Origin of the sequence: Streptomyces sp. APSN-46.1 (assembly GCF_022815725.1) — a bacterium.
GTDB lineage: Bacteria > Actinomycetota > Actinomycetes > Streptomycetales > Streptomycetaceae > Streptomyces.
This window is the reverse complement of the sequence record NZ_JALGRF010000005.1, coordinates 220081-237047: the sequence shown is the minus strand read 5'-3', so window position 1 is coordinate 237047 and position 16967 is coordinate 220081. Positions and strand designations below refer to the sequence as shown.

The 16967-nt window shown below is 75.0% G+C and carries 13 protein-coding genes and 1 pseudogene; 12 read left to right on the top strand and 2 right to left on the bottom strand.

Annotated elements, in window-relative coordinates; translation table 11 throughout:
- The 6 genes and pseudogenes from MTF65_RS17320 to MTF65_RS17295 all read left to right on the top strand — a co-directional run bounded on the left by MTF65_RS17320 (position 1) and on the right by MTF65_RS17295 (position 8113).
- Entirely contained in the window at positions 1-1431 is a 1431-nt protein-coding gene (locus MTF65_RS17320) for an O-antigen ligase family protein (RefSeq protein WP_374207246.1), read from the top strand.
- Between the two features lie 407 nt (positions 1432-1838).
- A complete protein-coding gene (gene murJ, locus MTF65_RS17315; protein WP_243629601.1) occupies positions 1839-3620 on the top strand; it encodes a murein biosynthesis integral membrane protein MurJ in 1782 nt (593 codons plus the stop codon).
- Positions 3610-4389 (top strand): polysaccharide deacetylase family protein, encoded by a 780-nt coding sequence (locus MTF65_RS17310; RefSeq protein ID WP_243629600.1) that lies wholly within the window; start codon positions 3610-3612, stop codon positions 4387-4389. The genes murJ and MTF65_RS17310 overlap by 11 nt, the downstream gene beginning before the upstream one ends.
- A gap of 5 nt (positions 4390-4394) precedes the next feature.
- A pseudogene (locus tag MTF65_RS17305) lies at positions 4395-5555 on the top strand (glycosyltransferase); the annotation flags it as partial.
- A 723-nt stretch (positions 5556-6278) separates the two neighbouring features.
- The gene (locus tag MTF65_RS17300; RefSeq protein WP_243629599.1) at positions 6279-6974 is read left to right on the top strand and encodes a lipopolysaccharide biosynthesis protein; all 696 of its coding nucleotides are present in this window, start codon (positions 6279-6281) and stop codon (positions 6972-6974) included.
- Positions 6971-8113 carry a GNAT family N-acetyltransferase gene (locus MTF65_RS17295; protein WP_243629598.1) on the top strand — a complete coding sequence of 381 codons (1143 nt, stop codon included), beginning with the start codon at positions 6971-6973 and terminating at the stop codon, positions 8111-8113. The genes MTF65_RS17300 and MTF65_RS17295 overlap by 4 nt, the downstream gene beginning before the upstream one ends.
- 11 nt (positions 8114-8124) lie before the next feature.
- Here the strand turns inward: MTF65_RS17295 and MTF65_RS17290 are convergent, their stop codons facing one another.
- Complete coding sequence (locus MTF65_RS17290) at positions 8125-9630, bottom strand: glycoside hydrolase family 26 protein (RefSeq protein ID WP_243629597.1); 1506 nt, start codon at positions 9628-9630, stop codon at positions 8125-8127.
- A 294-nt stretch (positions 9631-9924) separates the two neighbouring features.
- On the opposite strand from MTF65_RS17290, the gene MTF65_RS30280 reads away from it, so the two are divergent.
- The 5 genes from MTF65_RS30280 (at position 9925) to MTF65_RS17265 (ending at position 15659) form a co-directional block, all read left to right on the top strand.
- Positions 9925-11601, top strand: coding sequence for an ATP-grasp domain-containing protein (locus MTF65_RS30280; RefSeq protein ID WP_279399184.1), 1677 nt, complete (start codon positions 9925-9927; stop codon positions 11599-11601).
- 146 nt (positions 11602-11747) lie between these two features.
- Positions 11748-13022 carry an NAD(P)-binding domain-containing protein gene (locus MTF65_RS17280; RefSeq protein ID WP_243629596.1) on the top strand — a complete coding sequence of 425 codons (1275 nt, stop codon included), beginning with the start codon at positions 11748-11750 and terminating at the stop codon, positions 13020-13022.
- A 38-nt stretch (positions 13023-13060) separates the two neighbouring features.
- Positions 13061-13306, top strand: coding sequence for a hypothetical protein (locus MTF65_RS17275; protein ID WP_243629595.1), 246 nt, complete (start codon positions 13061-13063; stop codon positions 13304-13306).
- A 96-nt stretch (positions 13307-13402) separates the two neighbouring features.
- The gene (locus MTF65_RS17270) at positions 13403-15406 is read left to right on the top strand and encodes a SpoIIE family protein phosphatase (RefSeq protein WP_243629741.1); all 2004 of its coding nucleotides are present in this window, start codon (positions 13403-13405) and stop codon (positions 15404-15406) included.
- Between the two features lie 85 nt (positions 15407-15491).
- Positions 15492-15659 carry a hypothetical protein gene (locus MTF65_RS17265; protein ID WP_243629594.1) on the top strand — a complete coding sequence of 56 codons (168 nt, stop codon included), beginning with the start codon at positions 15492-15494 and terminating at the stop codon, positions 15657-15659.
- Positions 15660-15698: 39 nt separating this feature from the next.
- Here the strand turns inward: MTF65_RS17265 and MTF65_RS17260 are convergent, their stop codons facing one another.
- Positions 15699-16136: a DUF6299 family protein gene (locus tag MTF65_RS17260; RefSeq protein WP_243629593.1), complete on the bottom strand. Its 438-nt coding sequence runs from the start codon at positions 16134-16136 to the stop codon at positions 15699-15701.
- Positions 16137-16326: 190 nt separating this feature from the next.
- Here MTF65_RS17260 and MTF65_RS17255 point away from each other — a divergent pair, with 190 nt between their 5' ends.
- Entirely contained in the window at positions 16327-16944 is a 618-nt protein-coding gene (locus MTF65_RS17255; RefSeq protein ID WP_243629592.1) for a DUF4352 domain-containing protein, read from the top strand.
- Positions 16945-16967: the final 23 nt, after the last annotated feature.

Here is a 16967-nt window from a genome sequence, read left to right as displayed (position 1 = left end):
ATGAGCCTTGCGCTGTTGGTGAATGGAACACGGCCGGTGAATGGGGCACAGCCGGTGAAGGGGGCACGGCCGGGGAACCGGGCCCGGCCCGATCTCACCGGGGCGCTGCGCCGGCACTGGCCGCTGCTGCCGCTCGTCGGCACCGTCCTGCTGCTGCTCGCCCCGCTTCCGGCCGGTGACGCCACCGCCTCGGGCAAGGTCGGCCCGGCCGACGCCGCCTCGCTGCTGCTGGTGTTCGTGTGCGCGCTCCAGGCGCTACGGGGCCGGGTGCGGGCGCTGAGCCCGCTGGGCGCGCTGGTGCTGGGGCTGCCCGCCGTAGGGCTCGCGGTGGCGACGGTGACCGCGGGGGATCCGTACGCGGCCCTGCCGGGGTTCGTGCGCTACCTCCAGGTGTTCGTGCTGGTCCCGGCGGCGGTGGTGCTGCTGGTGCGGGACGCGCGGGAGTTCCGGATCGCCGCCGGGTGCTTCGTGGTCCTGGCGCTGTTCCAGGGCGCGGTGGGTGTGCTCCAGTACGCCACCCACACCGGCGCCTCGTACCAGGGCGAGGACATCCGGGCCGTGGGGACCTTCGGCCCCGGTGACGTGATGGGCATGGCCACGGTCGTGTCGTACGGGCTGGTCGTCGCGACGGCGGCGGCGCTGGCGCCGGGCCTGTCGCGGCGGGTCCGGCGGATCGCCGGGGGCTGCGCGCTGGTGATGGTGGTGCCGCTGGTGCTGTCGTTCAGCCGGGGCTCGTGGCTCGCCACCCTCGGCGCGGCGGTGCTGGTGATGGGGATGGCCGGGGTCCGGCGGGCCCTGAAGGTGCTGCTGGCGCTGACCGCGGCGGGTGTGGTGCTGGTGGGCGGGGTCGGGATCGGCTCCGAGATGGTGACGGAGCGGCTGACCTCGATCACGCAGGTCTCCAGCGCCCCCGACCAGTCGGTGACGGACCGGTACACGATGTGGGCCGCCGCCGGGTCGATGTGGCGGGAGCGTCCCGCGGCGGGGGTGGGCCTCAAGGGGTTCCCGGCCCACCGGGACGGGCACTCCTCGCTGGCGCTGTCCTCCGGCAGTGACACGGGGGGCGCGGGCCAGGCGTACCTGCGTCAGCCCCTGCTGTCCCCGCACAACATGTACCTGCTGATCCTCAGCGAGCAGGGGCTGATCGGGCTGACCGCGCTGGCGGGCGGCTGGGCGGCCCTGCTGGTGGCGGGGCTGCGGCGGTATGCGGCCGACGGTGGCGCGCGGGGGATCCGGGACTGCGGGCTGATCGCGATCGGGATGCTCGTGTGGCAGCTGACCGACTTCCTCTACGCGGACATCGGCGGCCCGTCCACCGTCCTCACCGGGGTCATCATCGGACTCGCGGCGTGGTGGGCGCTTCCCTCCCCGGATGACGAGGCTCCGGTGCCCCGCGGCTTCGGCTCCGCCACGGGTGCGGACGGCCGGTGACCGATACGACGCCGTGGCGACGGCCCGCGGCCGCGGCCGCGGGCCGTCCCCCGCGCCCCCCCGAGCCGCCCCCGCCGGGACCCGGGCGCGACCCCGCCCCACCCACCCCCCCGGGCCCTTCACCCACCCCGGACCCGGGCCGGGGCACGGCCCTGCCGGGCTCGGTCGCCCGTTCGGCGGCGCCGGACCCCGGCCGGGGCGCGGGTTTGCCCGGCCACCCGGCTGCGCCGGACCCCGGTCGGGGCGCGGGCTTGCCCGGCCACGCAGCGGCGCCGGAGCCGGGACGGGTCCCGGTGCTGCCGGGTTCCGTCGGCCGTTCGGTGGGGCTCTCGGCTGCGCCGGAGTCGGGGCGGGGGCCGGTGTTGCCCGGTTCTGCCAGTCATCCCGGTGCGCTGGATGCGGGACGGATGGCCGGCGCGCGGGTGGCCGGGGCGGGCGGGGGCGGTGACCGGCGGCGAGTGTTCGCCGGCGCCCGCGCGACGACCGGCCCCGTGGCGTCGGGGCACCGCGCCGCCGCCCCGGCCCGGGCTCCCCGACCCGCCGTCCCACCCAGCGGCAGCGGTAGCGGCAGCGCACCGGCTCCGCTCGGGCGGTTCCTGGCCAAGGCCGCCGCCGTCACCGCCGGGCTCACCATCGCCGGGGCGGTGTTCGGGCTGCTCCGGGACCAGACCATCGCGCACCTCTTCGGCGCCGGGCACGACAGCGACTCCTTCCTGATCGCCTGGACCGTGCCCGAGATGGCCTCGACGCTGCTGATCGAGGACGCCATGGCGCTGCTGATGGTGCCGGCGTTCAGCCACGCCCTGGCCCGGCGGGCCGCCAGCCGGGCGGGGCTCACCCGCAGGGAGGCCCGCGCGCAGGACCCGGTACGCCTGCTCGTCGGCGCGACGCTGCCCCGGCTCGTCGTGCTCCTGGCCGCGGTGGCCTCCGTACTCGTCGTCGCCGCGCCGCTCGTGGTCGGCGTGCTCGCGCCAGGGCTGCCGGATCCCCGACTCGCCGTCGAGTGCACCCGGATGACCGCCCTGACCGTGCTGTCCTTCGGCCTCGCCGGGTACTTCAGCGCCGCGCTGCGGGCACACCGCTCCTTCCTGCCGCCCGCCGCGATCTACGTGTCGTACAACATCGGCATCATCGGGACGATGGTCGCCCTGCACACCCTGTGGGGCGTGCGGGCCGCCGCCGCCGGGGTCGCCGTCGGCGGGCTGCTGATGGTGCTGGTGCAACTGCCCGCGTTCATCCGGAACGTGGGCTTCGGGCCGTCCCGGCCCAAGGGCGCCCCCCGCAGCCAGCGCGACCGGGACCGGCCGACCCTGATCGCCTTCGGGCTGATCGCGCCCGTCATCTTCTTCGCCGTCTTCCGCCAGTCGCAGGTCCTGGTCGAGCGCTTCCTCGCCGCCTCGCTCCCGCCCGGCGCCATCTCGCACCTCAACTACGCGCAGAAGGTCGCGCAGATGCCGATGGTGCTGTCCCTGATGATCTGCACCGTCACCTTCCCGGTGGTGGCCCAGGCCATGGCCGGCGGGGAGCGCGAGAAGGCCCGGCGGCGCGTCGAGCGGGACCTGGCGCTGGCCTCCCTGGCCGTCCTGATGGGCGCCGCGCTCGTCATCGGGTACGCGCCCCAGATCATCCAAGTGCTCTTCGAGCGGGGTGCCTTCACGCATCGGGACACCCTGGCGACCGCCTCCGTCATGCGGGTCTACAGCCTCGGACTCCTCGGCCACTGCCTCGTCGGGGCACTGAGCCGGCCCTTCTTCTCGACGGCCCGGCCCATCTGGTTCCCGGCGCTCGCGATGGGCGCCGGACTGCTCGTCAACATCGTCGCCGGAGCCTTCGCCGTCCGCTGGTGGGGCACCTACGGCATCGCCGGCGCCAACGCGGCCGGCATCTCCACCACCGCCGTCCTGCTGCTCACCGGACTCGGCTCCCGGATCGTCGCCATCCAGGTCCGCCGGGTCGCCGTCAGCATCGCGCGCCTGGCGGTCTCCGCCCTCGCCGCCTGCCTCACCGGCTGGATCGCCGGGCCGAAGATCCCCGACCCGATGCTCAGCGCCGCGCTCGGCTGCCTGCTCGTCCCGGCCATGTTCGTGGCCGCCGGCACGGCCATACGAGCCCTCGAAGTCCTCGCCCTGCCCGCCCAGATCGCCCGGCTCTCCGCCCAGCTCACCCAGAGGTTCCGCAATGTCCGCTGATACCGACACGGCGCCCGCCGCCGTGGGGGCACCCACCCGACGGGCCGCTTCGCCATGGGTCCTGATGTACCACTCGGTCGCCGAGTTCACCGACCCCGCCGAGGACCCGTACGGCATCACCGTCACCCCGGGGGCGCTGGAGGCCCAGCTGCTGTGGCTGCGCTCCCGCGGCCTGCGCGGGGTGTCCGTCGGCGAGCTCCTGCGGGCCCGCGCCGCCGGGCGGGGGGCCGGGCTGGTCGGGCTCACCTTCGACGACGGCTACCACGACTACCTGACCCGGGCGCTGCCGCTGCTGCGCCGCCACGACTGCACGTCCACGCTGTTCGTGCTGCCCGGGCGGCTCGGCGTGGACAACGTGTGGGACCCGCTGGGGCCGCGCAAGTCCCTGCTCACCGCCGAGGGCATCCGCGCGGTCGCCGCCGCCGGGCAGGAGATCGGCTCCCACGGGCTGCTCCACCAGGACCTCACCGCGGTGCCCGACGAGGTGCTCCAGCAGGAACTGCGGGGCAGCCGGGAGCTGCTGCGGGAGCTGACGGGGACGCTCCCGGAGGGCTTCTGCTATCCGTACGGACACCTCGACGCCCGGGTCGTCGCCGCGACGCGGGCCGCCGGATACGGGTACGCCTGCGCGATCGACCCCGGGCGGCTCGCCGGCCCGTACGCCCTGCCGCGTACGCACGTCAGCCAGGCGGACGGCGGAGCGCGGCTGCGGATCAAGCAGGTACGGCACCAGGTGCGGGAGCTGGGGCGGCGGGTGAACCCGGCGTGACGAACCTGAAGTCGGTACGGGTCCTGCACATCATCACGGGGCTGGGCGTCGGCGGCGCCGAGCAGCAACTGAGGCTGCTGCTGAGGCACATGCCGATGCCGTGCGATGTGCTGACGCTGACCAACCCCGGGCCGGTCGCCGACGGGCTGCGGGCCGACGGAGTACGGGTGGTGCACCTGGGGATGAGCGGGAACCGCGACCTGGGGGCGCTGCCGAAGCTGGTCCGGTTCATCCGGCGCGGCCGCTACGACCTGGTGCACACGCACCTGTACCGCGCCTGTGTGTACGGGCGCCTCGCGGCGCGGCTCGCGGGCGTACGGGCGACGGTGGCGACGGAACACTCGCTCGGGGAGGGCGAGATCGAGGGCCGGCCGCTGTCGGGCGGGGTACGGGCGCTGTACCTGGCGAGCGAGCGGCTCGGCGCGGCGACGGTCGCGGTGTCGGACACGGTGGCGGCGCGGCTGGAGGGGTGGGGGGTCCCGGCGGCGCGGGTGCATGTGGTGCCGAACGGGATCGAGGCCGCGCGGTTCCGCTTCGACGAGGGCGTACGGCGGGCCACGCGGGGCCGCACGGGGCTGCCGGAGCGGGCGTTCGTGGTGGGCGGGGTGGGGCGGCTGGTGCCGGGCAAGCGGTTCGACGTACTGGTGCGGGCGGTGGCGGCGCTGCCGGGCGCGCATCTGCTGATCGCGGGGGACGGGCCCGAGCGGGCCTCGCTCCGGCGGCTCGCGGCCGAGCTCGGGGCGCAGAGCCGGATCCACCTGCTGGGGGAGCGGGATCCGCTGGGCGACAGCCCGGACGGGCGGACACCCGGGATTCCCGCGCTGCTCGCCGCGATGGACGTGTTCGTGTCCCCGTCGCGGGAGGAGGCGTTCGGCCTGGCCGTGGTGGAAGCCCTGGCCGCCGGACTGCCGGTCCTGCACGTCACCTGCCCGGCGATCGACGACCTGCCCGCCGCGCAGGCCCCGGGCGCGCGGCGCATCGGCACGGGGACGGCGGAGCTGGTCGCCGCCCTGCGCGGACACATGGAGGCGGGCGCGCGCCGCCTCCCGCAACCTCCGGTGACCCGCCGCTACGACATCGCCCGCAGCGCGGACCAACTCCTCGCCGTCTACGCCCTTGCGCTATCCGCGCCCTCGACCGACCCCCAGCCCGCGCCTGCCCTGTCCGCGCCGCTGACGGGCCCCTGCCCCGCCGTTGCCGCTGCCGCGGGTTTTGAGCCGGCCGTCGGGTCGGCCGCCGCCCCGGGCACCAGCTCGGCCGCTGGCGGGGGCCATGCCCCGGCCGGTGCGTCGGCAGCGGGCCTGGCCGTCGGCGCGGGCGTTGGCGCGGGTGTTGCGCCGGCTGCGCCGCTGACGGGCCCCTGCCCCGCCGTTGCCGCGGGTGCTGAGCCGGCCGTTGGGTCGGCCGTCGCCCCGGGCCCCAGCTCGGCCGCTGGCGGGGGCCACGCCCCCGCCGCTGCGTCGGCCGCAGGCTCGGGCGTTGGCGCGGGTGTTGCGCCGGCTGTTAGCCCGGGGCCCGGCTCGGCTGCTGGCCCGGGGCCCGGCTTGGCCGCTAGTGCGGGCCGCAGTCCGGGTGCTGGTCGGGCCGTCGGTTCGGCTGCGCCGCTGAATGGGCCGCTCGTGGATCCGGCCGTCGGCGCGGGCGCGCAAGGGGCGTCGGTCGCCGGGCCCGGGGCGGGGGATGCCCCGCCCGGGTGGCGGCCTGATGTGGGGCCGGGTGTGATCGGCGCCGGTTCGGCGGCCGGGAGCCCGGGACCCGGCCCACAACCGCTGACGGCCAGGGTCGTCGCCGGACCGGCGGGCGAAGCCGGCTGATCTGTCCCCCCGTAGGGGCCCCGGCCCCGGGGCCCGAAGGAACTCCCCCCTCCCACCCAGGAAGCGAGCACGCTCATGGCCGAAACCCCCGACCAGAAGAAGTCCGACCGCCCCCACCGCCGCGTCACGTTGCCGCGCCCGCCCGCTTGGTGGCCGCTGCCCGTCGTCGCCCTGCTCGGGCTGGCCGCCGGCGGGGCGTACGGGGTGCTCAAGGCACCCGAGTACGCCGCCACCAGTTACGTCGTCGCCGTCCCGGACGACACCACCGAGCCGGCCACCGCCCTCGGCTTCGCCCAGGCCTACGCCCGCATCGCCACCAGCAGCTCCACCCTCGCGTACGCCCAGCCCCGCGCGGGCCTCAGCGCCCAGAAGCTCCGCACGCAGGTGCGCGCCGAGACCTCCCCCGAGTCGCCGATGATCGCCATCACCGGGACCTCGAAGAGCCCGTCGGAGGCCGCCGACATCGCCAACGCGGTGGCCGACGCGCTGTCGCTCAGCAGCAACCAGGCCGCCAAGAACACCGGCGTGCAGCTGCTCCTCTTCAACCAGGCCGTGGCGCCCGCCGCCCCCGCCTCGGCGTCCGCCCCCGTCAGCGGCGCCGTCGGCCTGTGCGCCGGCGGGCTGCTCGGCGGGCTGTGGCTGCTGGCGCGGCCCCGCCGCCGCGCCGAGGACCCCGTCAGCGACGCCGCCGCCCCCGTCGCCGGGGAGTTCGCCTCGCTGCCCGCCCAGGGTGAGCACACGGACTCCAAGGAGAAGGAGTCCGTGCGATGACGACGGGCTCCGCCGGGGCCCTGTCGGTGACGCTGTGCCGCGATCCCCGGCAGTTCGCCGCGCTGGAGGAGCCGTGGAACCGGCTCGTCCGCGAGGTCCCCACCGCAACCCCCTTCCAGAGCCACGCCTGGCTGCACTCCTGGTGGCTCTCCTACGGGCGCGACGGCCGGCTCCGCGTCGTGCTCGTGCGGCGCGGCGGCGAGCTGGTCGGCGCGGCCGCGCTGATGCTCGTACACCGGCCGCTGCCGCTGCTGGTGCCGCTCGGCGGCGGAATCACCGACTACTTCGACGTCCTGGTCGCCCCCGAGTACGCCGACCAGGTCGTCCCGGCCCTGGCGCGGGGACTGCACCGGGCCGCCCGGGGCGCGGTGGTCGATCTGCGCGAGGTGCGCCCGGGTGCCGCCGCCGAGGCCGTGTTCGAGGCGTGGCCCGGGGTGCGGAGCAAGCTGGCCGACTCCACCTGCATGGAGCTGCCCGCGCTGCCGTTCGACGAGCTGGTCAAGCGGATGCCGGCCTCCGGCGCCCAGCGGGTCCGGGCCAAGCTGCGCAAGACCGACGCGGCCGGGATCGAGGAGCACGAGGTCACCGAGCACGAGGTGCCGCGCGCCGTACGGACGCTGCTGCGACTGCACGAGAAGCAGTGGCGCGGCCGCGGGGTGACCCCCGAGCACCTCAGGCCGCGGTTCGCCGAGCATCTGACCCGGGCCACCCGGCGGATGGTGCGGGTGGGTGAGGCCCGGCTGACCGAGTTCCGGCTCGACGGCAAGGTGGTGGCGGCCAACGTCACGCTGCTGTCGGCCGCCCTGAGCGGCGGCTACCTGTACGGGGCGGATCCGGATCTGCGGACCCGGAAGGTGGACGTGGCCACGCTGCTGCTGCGCTACGAGGCCGGCCGGGCCCTCGCGGAGGGCCGCCCGGTGGTGAGTTTCCTGCGCGGCAACGAGCCGTACAAGAACCACTGGCGGCCCGAGACGGTCGTCAACCAGCGGTTCCTGCTGGCCACGACCGCGCTCGCGCCCCTGCTGCGGCTGCACGCGTCGCAGCTGACGGGGCGCGAGCGGGCGGTGGAGGCGCTGCGCGAGACGCTGCCGGCCGCCCGGGACTGGCGGGCCCGGCTGAACGAGCTGCGCGTGCGATGACCCGACGCGCACTAGAACGGCCAGGAGCCGGAGTCCTTGCCCCAGTCGAACTTCAGGCAGACCGACTGCTTGCCGAGCAGATGGGAGAGCCAGTCGCCGAAGTTCAGCGGCAGGCACCACTGGCTGCTGTTGGCGGGCGGGGGCGGCGGTGTGGTCGGCGCGGGCTCCGGCTTGGGTACGACGGGGCTGGGGCGGGGGCTCGGCGCCACGGGCGACGGCGCCGGGACGGGCACGGGGGCCGGAACCTGCGGGGACGGGCGCGCCGGCGAGGGCACCGGCACGGGTACGGGTGGTTCGGGCCACACCGGACTCGGGAGCACCGGACCGGGTTTGACCGGGCCGGGGCTGGCCGGTGCCGGGATCTCGGGCGAGGGCAGGGGCCACACGGGGCTCGGGATCTCGGGAGTCGGGATCTGCGGGACCGGCACCACGGGTGTGGGGATGACCGGCGTGGGGATCACCGGCGTGGGCACCATCGGCGTCGGGACGACCGGCGTGGGTACCACGGGCGTCGGGATCACCGGGCCGGGCCCGTCCGGGGACAGGGCGTCGCGGAACACCTTCGAGGACCGCGGGTTCTGCTTGCACTGCCACACGCCGTGCGGGCAGTAGTCGGTGATGGTGTGGTAGAGCGGCTTGTTCTGCTCGATCCACTTCAGCATGCGCCGCACGTACTCCGGGTTGTCCCCTCGCCGGAACAGCCCCCACTCCGGGTACGAGATCGCTTTGCCGTGCGCTTTCGCGAAGTCCACATGCTGCTGGAGCCCGTACGGCTGGGACACGTACTCGTCGAAGTCCCGGCCCGGACCCTGGTCGTACGAGTCCATGCCGACGATGTCGACCACGTCGTCACCCGGGTAGCACTCGGTCCAGCCGATCGCGTCCTTCCCCCGGTTGGGGGCCCAGTCGAACTTGAACTCCTGCCCGGGCACGGAGCGCATCGCGCGGACGATGCGCTTCCAGTACGCCTTCCAGTTCTCCGGGTCCGGCCCGCAGCGGTGCGTGTAGGTGATGCCGTTCATCTCCCAGCCCAGCACGATCACCGTGTCCGGGACGCCGAGATCCACGAGCCGCTCGGCCAGCTTCCGGAAGTGCTCGTCGTGCTCGCCCTCCGCGCCCGCCCTGATCAGCCGTGCCACCCGGTAGTCGGAAACCCGGCCCTCGTTGTGCTCCTGCATGGGCACGTTGAGGACGAACATCCGGTCGTCATCGGCCTGCCGCCACTCTGCCCAGTCCTCCAGGAAGCTGACGTTGCCCTCGATGCCGGCCCAGCGGTCGCCGGGCAGATAGGTGTGCCCGACCCGGATCTCCTTGCCGCCCAGCCAGCGCGACAGGTACGGGATCCGTGCGACCCCGGGCGGCCCGTAGTCGAGGTACGCGCCCATGGCGATGTCGCTGCCCTGACCGCCCTGGGCCTCGCCCTCCTCGGGCGCCGCCAGCGCGGCTCCGGTGGCCAGCAGTCCGGCCGTGACCGTACCGATGCAGGTGCTCGTCAGTCGGCGACGTGGTCTGGGCATGGTGTCTCCCGAGCTTTCCTGAATCGGTGTGCTTGTCAAAGACGTTAGGCATCAGATCTGACGAATGGCCTGTTCGGTGACTGCCGCGTAGGCCATTCGCAGCTGCGCATCCTCCCCGCTTGGTCCGACTAGGTGAAAGACACCGTTCCCATGCACGCGTTCGGCAACCTTGTGCCCGCTGTTCTGCTCAGACTCGACCGGAATCCGTTCCACCACGGGACCCTCGGCGCCGTCAGATCCCTTGGGCGCAAGGGCGTGGAGGTCCATGCCGTCGTCGAGGCCGGGGGAGGTCCCATGGGGCGTTCGCGGTATCTGCGCGCCGTACACCCGGGGCCCGACCGAGGCCTGGGCGGGTTGGATCCCGAGGCACCGGAGGCGCTGCTGGAGTGCCTGGTCGGCGTCTCGGAGCGGATCGGCCGGCCGGCCGTCCTCGTCGCGATGGACGACCTGAGCGCGATCATCGTCGCCCGGATCTCGCCGATGCTGGGGGAGCGGTTCCGGATTCCCCATCAGCCCGACGGGCTGCCCGCGCGGGTGGCGGACAAGGCGGAGCTGTCGCGGCTGTGCGCGCGGTGGGGCATCCCGCACCCGGAGACGGTGATTCCGGCGAGCGGGGCCGAGGCGGCCGAGGCCGCGTGGCGGCTGGGGCTGCCGGCGGTCGCCAAGTGGAGTCGGCCGTGGATGCTGCCGGCGGGTACCGGCCTGCGCAGCACCACCCTCGTCCACAGCGCGGCCGAGGCGCGGCGGCTGTACGAGCGCTCCGCCGAGGCCGGGAGCCGGCTGCTGCTCCAGCGGTTCCTGCCGGCGGGGCCGGACACCGACTGGTTCTTCCACGGTGCCTTCGCGCGGGGCGGGCGCCCGCTGCTGGCCGGGTCGGGGCGCAAGGAACTGTCCTGGCCGGTGCGGACGGGGCTGACGGCGGTGGGGCGGTGGCTGCCGGATCCGGTGGTGGAGGAGGCGGGGCTGCGGATCGCCGAACGGCTCGGCTACCAGGGGATCCTGGACCTCGACTTCCGCCGGGACGAGCGGGGCTGCTTCCGGCTGGTGGACTTCAACCCGCGCCCCGGCGCGCAGTTCCGGCTGTTCACGGACGCGGCCGGGCTGGACGTCGTACAGGCGATGTACCTGGACCTGACGGGGCAACGGGTCCCGGAGCCGTCGGGCGGGCCGGGGCGGGTGTTCGTCGCGGAGAACTACGCGCTGCTGGCGGCGGTGCGGGGCCGGCAACTGCCGTTCCGCCGCACGACGCCGGCCGCCGTCGTACCGGGCGTCCGCCGGGAGGGCCAGGGCCAGAGCCAAGGCCACGGCCAGAGCCAAGGCCCAGGCCAACGCCAGGGCCTGGACCAGGGTCAGAGCCAAGGCCAACGCCAGGGCCTGGACCAGGGCCAAGGCCAAGGCCAAGGCCACGGCCCGGGCCACGGCCACGGCCACGGCCACGGCCACGGCCCGGGCCAGCGCCAGGGCCCGGGCCAGGCCGTGCCGGGCGTGCCGGAGGGGCGGCGCCCCATCTCGGCGTCGGCCTCCGGCCCGGCTGGTACACCGCCGGCCTCAGGCCGGGCCGGTACACCGCCGGGGAGCGGAGTGCCGGAGGGGCGGCGTCCCGGGGCGGTGCCGGGCCCCGGCCCGGCCTGGGCACGCCCGGCTGCCGGTCCGGGTGCGCGGCCCGGACCCGTGCGGGTGGTGCCGCGGGGGGAGCGGGGCCGGGTGGAGGCCGCCTGGTTCGCCACCGACGACCCGCTGCCGTTCCTGGCGATGCTCGCGGCCTTCCTGGGCCGGGGCGCGGGGAAGGGCGCGCGCGCCCTGCGGGGTGTCCCGGCGCACGGCCGGCGCACGGCGCGGGCCGTGGGCCGCGCCCCCCGCCAGCGCGCCAGTGAGCCGACCCCGCCCGCCACGCCGCCCGCGTCGCCGCCGACCGCCCCGCCGCCCGCGCCGCCTGCGGCGGCCGCGCCGGACGAGCTGGTGACCCGGTGACCCGGTGACCCGGTGACCGGCCGGGACCCCGGCCCCGCGCGGCGGTAGGGGGAGATCGAGGCGCGGGGCCGGGACGGAGCCCCGCGAGTGGGAAGGGATCCCGGCGGCGCAATACCCATGGAAACGGAGGTACAGCGGTGACGCGGATGGATGATCTCGTGGTGGTCGGCGCGGGCCCGTACGGTCTGTCGATCGCCGCCCACGCGGCGGCCGCCGGGCTCGACGTGCGGCTGCTCGGGCGGCCCATGGCCTCCTGGCGGGATCACATGCCCGAGGGCATGTACCTCAAGTCCGAGCCCTGGTCGTCCAATCTGTCCTCCCCCGACGGCCGCTTCACCCTCGCCTCCTACTGCGCCACGCGGGGGATCGTCGCGGAACACGGCACTCCGCTGCCGATCGGCACGTTCAGCGCGTACGGGCTCTGGTTCGCCCGGCACGCCGCGCCGGAGGTGGAGGAGGTCACCGTCACCGAAGTCACCCCGCAGGGGGACGGATTCCGCGTCCGCACCGCGGAGGGCCCGCCGCTCCTCACCCGTACGGTGGTCCTCGCGGTCGGGGTGATGCCCTTCGTCCACCACCCCGAGGCGCTCCGGGACCTCCCGCCCTCCCACTACTCCCACAGCAGCGGCCACCGCGACCTGTCCCGGTTCGCCGGCCGCGAGGTCGCCGTCCTCGGGGCCGGGCAGGCCGCCCTGGAGACCGCCGCGCTGCTCGCGGAGAGCGGCGCCCGGCCCTGCCTGGTCGCCCGCCGCAGCCGGCTGCACTGGAACACCGTCCCGCAGCCGCTGGAGCGGCCGCTGCCGCGCGCCCTGCGCGACCCGCACAGCGGACTCGGCACCGGCTGGCGCAGCTGGGTCTGGTCCGAGCTGCCCTGGGCCGTACGCCGGCTGCCCGCGCCCACCCGCGAGCGGATCGCGGCGACCGCCTTGGGCCCCGCCGGGGCCTGGTGGCTGCGGGACCGGTTCGAGCGGCGGGTGCCGGTGCTGCTGGGACACCGGCTGCACCGGGCGGTGGCGGTGGGCGGGCGGACCCGGCTCGGGCTGACCACGGCGGCCGGGGAGTCCGTCGTACTGGACACGGCACATGTGATCGCCGCGACCGGGTTCAGCCCCGACCTGCGGAGGCTGACGTTCCTCGACGCCGGGCTGCGGGCCGCGCTGGAGACCGTGGGCGGCACCGGGACGCCGGAGCTGGGGCCGGGATTCGAGTCCTCGTGGCCCGGGCTGTTCTTCGCGGGGCTGCTGACGGCTCCCTCATTCGGCCCTTCCATGCGATTCGTGCACGGCGCGGGCTTCACGGCGGGGAGACTGGTAAAGGGAGTCCTGGGGCGCCTGCGCGCCCGGGGTCCGCTGCCGGGTTCCAGCGGTGGCGCCCGGCCCGACCGGGCCCCGGCGGGATATCCGGAGACGTATCTGCGGTAGAGGTTTCCGCGGTGATTCCGCGGTGAGAGGGGTCCCTGATGGGTGCGGAGCGAGCACAGGGCCGGGGCTGGGTACGCATTCCCGCCAGCCGTGCGGAACAGCCCGCCCGGGCCAGGTCCGCCGGGTACCCGCCGCCCCCGGCCGCGGCGTTCCCGCCCGGGGACCAGTCCACGATCTATCTCTCCCTCGTCAAGCGCTGGCGGGAGGCCGGACGCACCCTTCCGGGGCATCCTGACGAGGAGTGGGAGCGGCTGATCTCCCAGCCGTGCTGGCCCGGCCGTTAGGTGGTGTGTCTCGTGGCAGCGGCGGAGCACGACAGACCCGATCAGGGGCGGCAGGGCCCCGTGACCGGGCCCGGGGAGCGGCTCGCGCTGAACGGCATGGGCAGCTTCGAGTGGGACCTGGACGCCGGGATCCTGGTGCTCGACGAGGCCGGCATGGCCGTGTTCGACCTGGACCCGGAGGAGTTCGACGACACCCCGGAGGGCCTGGGCGCGCGGATCCCCGACGGCGACCGCCGGCGGCTCGCCGACACCGTGCAGGCGGTCCTGGACGGCGGCGGGGAGACGTACGGCTCTTACTTCACGGTGCGGCGGCGCGACGGCCGCGACCAGTGGACGCACACGCAGGGCCGGGTGCTGAGGGGTCCCGACGGGCGGTCCCGGCGGGTCGTGGGGATCGTCCGGGACGCGACGGCGGAGCTGGCGCACGCCGCGGTGCTGCGCAAGCTGGAGTCGGCCCGGGCCCAGCAGGCCACGATCGTGCAGCGCACCACGGAGGCCCTGTCGCGCGCGGTGACCGTGGACGACGTCACGGCCGTGCTGACCGGCACGGGCGCGCTGGAGCGGCTCGGCGTGGACGGGCTGGCCCTGGGGCTCGTCGAGAGCGGCGCCATCAAGATCATCGCTCTGAGCGGGGAATCGCTGGAGATCCTCAGCGAGCGCCAGTTCACCCGGCTGGACGGCTCGCTGCCGCTGTCGCAAGCGGTGGTCACCCGGAAGGCGCGCTTCGCCCCCTCCCTCACCGAGCTGGCCATCGAGTTCCCGCTGCTCGCGGACTACCTGGGCCGGATCCGGTTCGACGCGGCCGCCTATCTGCCGCTGATCGCGCAGGCCAAGGCCATCGGCGGGCTGGTGCTGTTCTACCGGCGGCGCAGCGAGTTCAGCCCGGAGGAGCAGAACCTGCTCCTGGGCCTGGCGGGCATCGTCGCCCAGTCGCTCCAGCGGGCACTCCTCTTCGACCAGGAGCGGGAGTTCGCGACGGGCCTCCAGGCGGCGATGCTGCCGCGCCGGATCCCCGAGATCACGGGCGGGGAGATCGCGGTCCGCTACCACTCGGCGTGGAGCGGGCGGGAGGTCGGCGGGGACTGGTACGACGTGATCGCGCTGCCCCGCGACCGGGTCGGCATCGTGGTGGGCGACGTACAGGGCCATGACACGCACGCGGCGGCCATCATGGGCCAGCTCCGGATCGCGCTGCGGGCGTACGCGGGGGAGGGGCATCCGCCGTCCACCGTGCTCGCCCGGGCCTCGCGGTTCCTCGCCGAGCTGGACACCGAGCGGTTCGCCACCTGCATGTACGCGCAGGTGGACCTGGAGAGCGGAGGAGTCCGGGCGGTCCGCGCGGGCCACATGGGCCCGCTCATCCGGCACACGGACGGACGTACCGGCTGGCCCAACGTGCGCGGCGGGCTGCCGCTGGGGCTGGCCTCGGTGTTCGAGCAGGAGGAGTTCCCCGAGACCCGGCTCGACCTGGTCCCCGGCGAGACGCTGGTGCTGTGCACCGACGGCCTCGTGGAGGAGCCCGGGACCGCCATCACCCAGGGCATGGAGGCGCTCGCCCACGCCGTCAGGAGCGGCCCCCAGGACGCCGGCGCGCTCGCCGACCACCTCTCGGACCGGCTCTGGGAGCGCTGGGGCTCCGGCGACGACGTGGCGCTGCTGGTGCTGCGCCGGGCCCCCGACCCGGGGACCCACCGGGCGCCCCGGATCCACCAGTACATCCACCAGGCGGATCCGGAGGGGCTGTCGGAGGCCCGGTACGCCCTGCGGCAGGCCCTGCGCGACTGGGGCATGCCGGACCTCGCCGACGATGTGGAGCTGGCGGCCGGGGAACTGCTGGTCAACGCCCTGCTGCACACGGACGGCGGGGCGGTGCTGACCATGGAGGTGCTGCCGGAACCGGTGCGGCGCATCCGGCTGTGGGTGAAGGACCGCTCCAGTGTGTGGCCGCGCCGGCGCACCCCGGGGGAGTCGGCCACCACGGGGCGCGGGCTGCTGCTCGTGGACGCGCTGGCCACGCACTGGGGTGTGGAGTCCCGGGGCGACGGCAAGGCGGTGTGGTGCGAGTTCGACGCCGCGGGCAGCGGTCCCGGCTTCGGGTGACCGGCCGGTCACGTCGAGTTGTGCGCCGGCCGGACGGGAGTGATGATGCGGCCATGAAACGGACGGTTTGGGAACGGATCGTGCTGTGCGCCGGCTGAGCAGGGGCACCGTCACCGGGATCCTGGCGCTGCTCCTGCTGGCTGCCGGGGTGCCGACGGTCGTGGACTGGACGACGGGCCGCCCGCACGCGGATCCCGGGTGCCAGACGGTCGCGTTCATGTCGATGACCGGTGTGGCGCCCGCCTGCCGGTAGCGGCGGCTACCGGGCGGGCCGCGCCCCGGCCGCCCCGGCTCAGCGGTGGTCGATCAGCTCGATCTCGTGACGGTCCTCGGCGACGGTGTCGACGGACTTCGGCATCAGGCCCTGGAGGTGGACCACCTGCAGCCGGGCCTCGCCCAGCGCCTGGCCGGCGTGGATGCCCTTGGTGAACCGCAGCGAGGCGGTGGTCTCCCACGCGTGCTCCTCGCCGTCGCACTTCACGTCACCGTTGCCGGTCCCCAGGCGGGTGCCGTCCTGGGTGACGGCCGTCGAGAGCTGAACCGCCCCGACGGGTGACGGGTCGTTGCACACGTAGGTGCCGGAAAGGGTGACCGTGCCGTCGTCGCCGATATGGGCGTACGGCTGTACGGAAATGCCATTTTCGAAAGCGGTGGCGGTCGCCGGTGCGGTGAATACCGCCGCGGCCGCCAGGGCGGACAGTGCGGCGAGAGCCATTCGGGGGCCGGTCATGCCCATCGTTCCTCCGGGTGGATGCGGGTTGATGCGGGTGAAATGCGAGTGACGGGAATCCGCCGGAACGAATTGTGCTGGCAGTTGGGCGGCAACTCGCTCCGCATGGCCGTGTCGTTGTACGCAATTGCCCGCTCGGGCGCGTGAGACTGGCCGGAATACATCCCCGAAGGTCCCCGAAGGGATCCGCATGCGCCAGCCCGTCTCCGCCCCCGTTCTCGCCGTCGCCGCCCTGCTCCCGGCCCTGCTGTTCGGTGCCACCGCCTGTCAGAGTGCCCCTGACGGGGCCGCGCTCGCCCCCGCCGCGGTGCCCGCCGTCCCCGTGGACGACGGGGCGCCGGGCGGCGACGCGGATATCGACCCCGCGGCCCCGAGGGCGGCGGGGGCCGCCGCGAAAGATGCCCATGTGGGTGACTCCGTACGGGTGCACGGCCGTCAGGTGGGCCGTCATCTGGAGGCGGTGCTCAACGCGTACGTGGATCCCGCGGTCAGCGTCGAGAAGAACTTCGCCCCGCCCGCCGGGAAGCGCTGGGCGGCCGCCTCGATGTCGTTCGTCAACGTGGGCGGGGCCTCGTACGGGGCGCTCGGACGCATGTGGGCGCACGACAGCGCGGGGAAGCGCCATCCGGTGGTGCCCACCGGTGAACTGACGACCGGCAAACCCCTCGTCTTCGATTCCCTGGAGGTCGGTGAGCGGGCCGAGGGATGGGTGGTGTTCGAAATCCCGGAAAATGTGCGCATTGTGCGGCTCCAGTACCAGGACGCGAACATCCAGGCGAATTCCGGAGCGGGATACTGGGCGGTCTAGCCCGCCCGGGTGAAAGGCCGTGA

Bases quoted from the DNA above. Each gene is read 5' to 3' on its own strand.
- MTF65_RS17320 (WP_374207246.1), top strand. From the start codon at position 1: ATGAGCCTTGCGCTGTTGGTGAATGGAACACGGCCGGTGAATGGGGCA.
- murJ (WP_243629601.1), top strand. From the start codon at position 1,839: ATGGCCGGCGCGCGGGTGGCCGGGGCGGGCGGGGGCGGTGACCGGCGG.
- MTF65_RS17310 (WP_243629600.1), top strand. From the start codon at position 3,610: ATGTCCGCTGATACCGACACGGCGCCCGCCGCCGTGGGGGCACCCACC.
- MTF65_RS17300 (WP_243629599.1), top strand. From the start codon at position 6,279: ATGGCCGAAACCCCCGACCAGAAGAAGTCCGACCGCCCCCACCGCCGC.
- MTF65_RS17295 (WP_243629598.1), top strand. From the start codon at position 6,971: ATGACGACGGGCTCCGCCGGGGCCCTGTCGGTGACGCTGTGCCGCGAT.
- MTF65_RS17290 (WP_243629597.1), bottom strand. From the start codon at position 9,630: ATGCCCAGACCACGTCGCCGACTGACGAGCACCTGCATCGGTACGGTC.
- MTF65_RS30280 (WP_279399184.1), top strand. From the start codon at position 9,925: ATGGGGCGTTCGCGGTATCTGCGCGCCGTACACCCGGGGCCCGACCGA.
- MTF65_RS17280 (WP_243629596.1), top strand. From the start codon at position 11,748: ATGGATGATCTCGTGGTGGTCGGCGCGGGCCCGTACGGTCTGTCGATC.
- MTF65_RS17275 (WP_243629595.1), top strand. From the start codon at position 13,061: ATGGGTGCGGAGCGAGCACAGGGCCGGGGCTGGGTACGCATTCCCGCC.
- MTF65_RS17270 (WP_243629741.1), top strand. From the start codon at position 13,403: ATGGGCAGCTTCGAGTGGGACCTGGACGCCGGGATCCTGGTGCTCGAC.
- MTF65_RS17260 (WP_243629593.1), bottom strand. From the start codon at position 16,136: ATGACCGGCCCCCGAATGGCTCTCGCCGCACTGTCCGCCCTGGCGGCC.
- MTF65_RS17255 (WP_243629592.1), top strand. From the start codon at position 16,327: ATGCGCCAGCCCGTCTCCGCCCCCGTTCTCGCCGTCGCCGCCCTGCTC.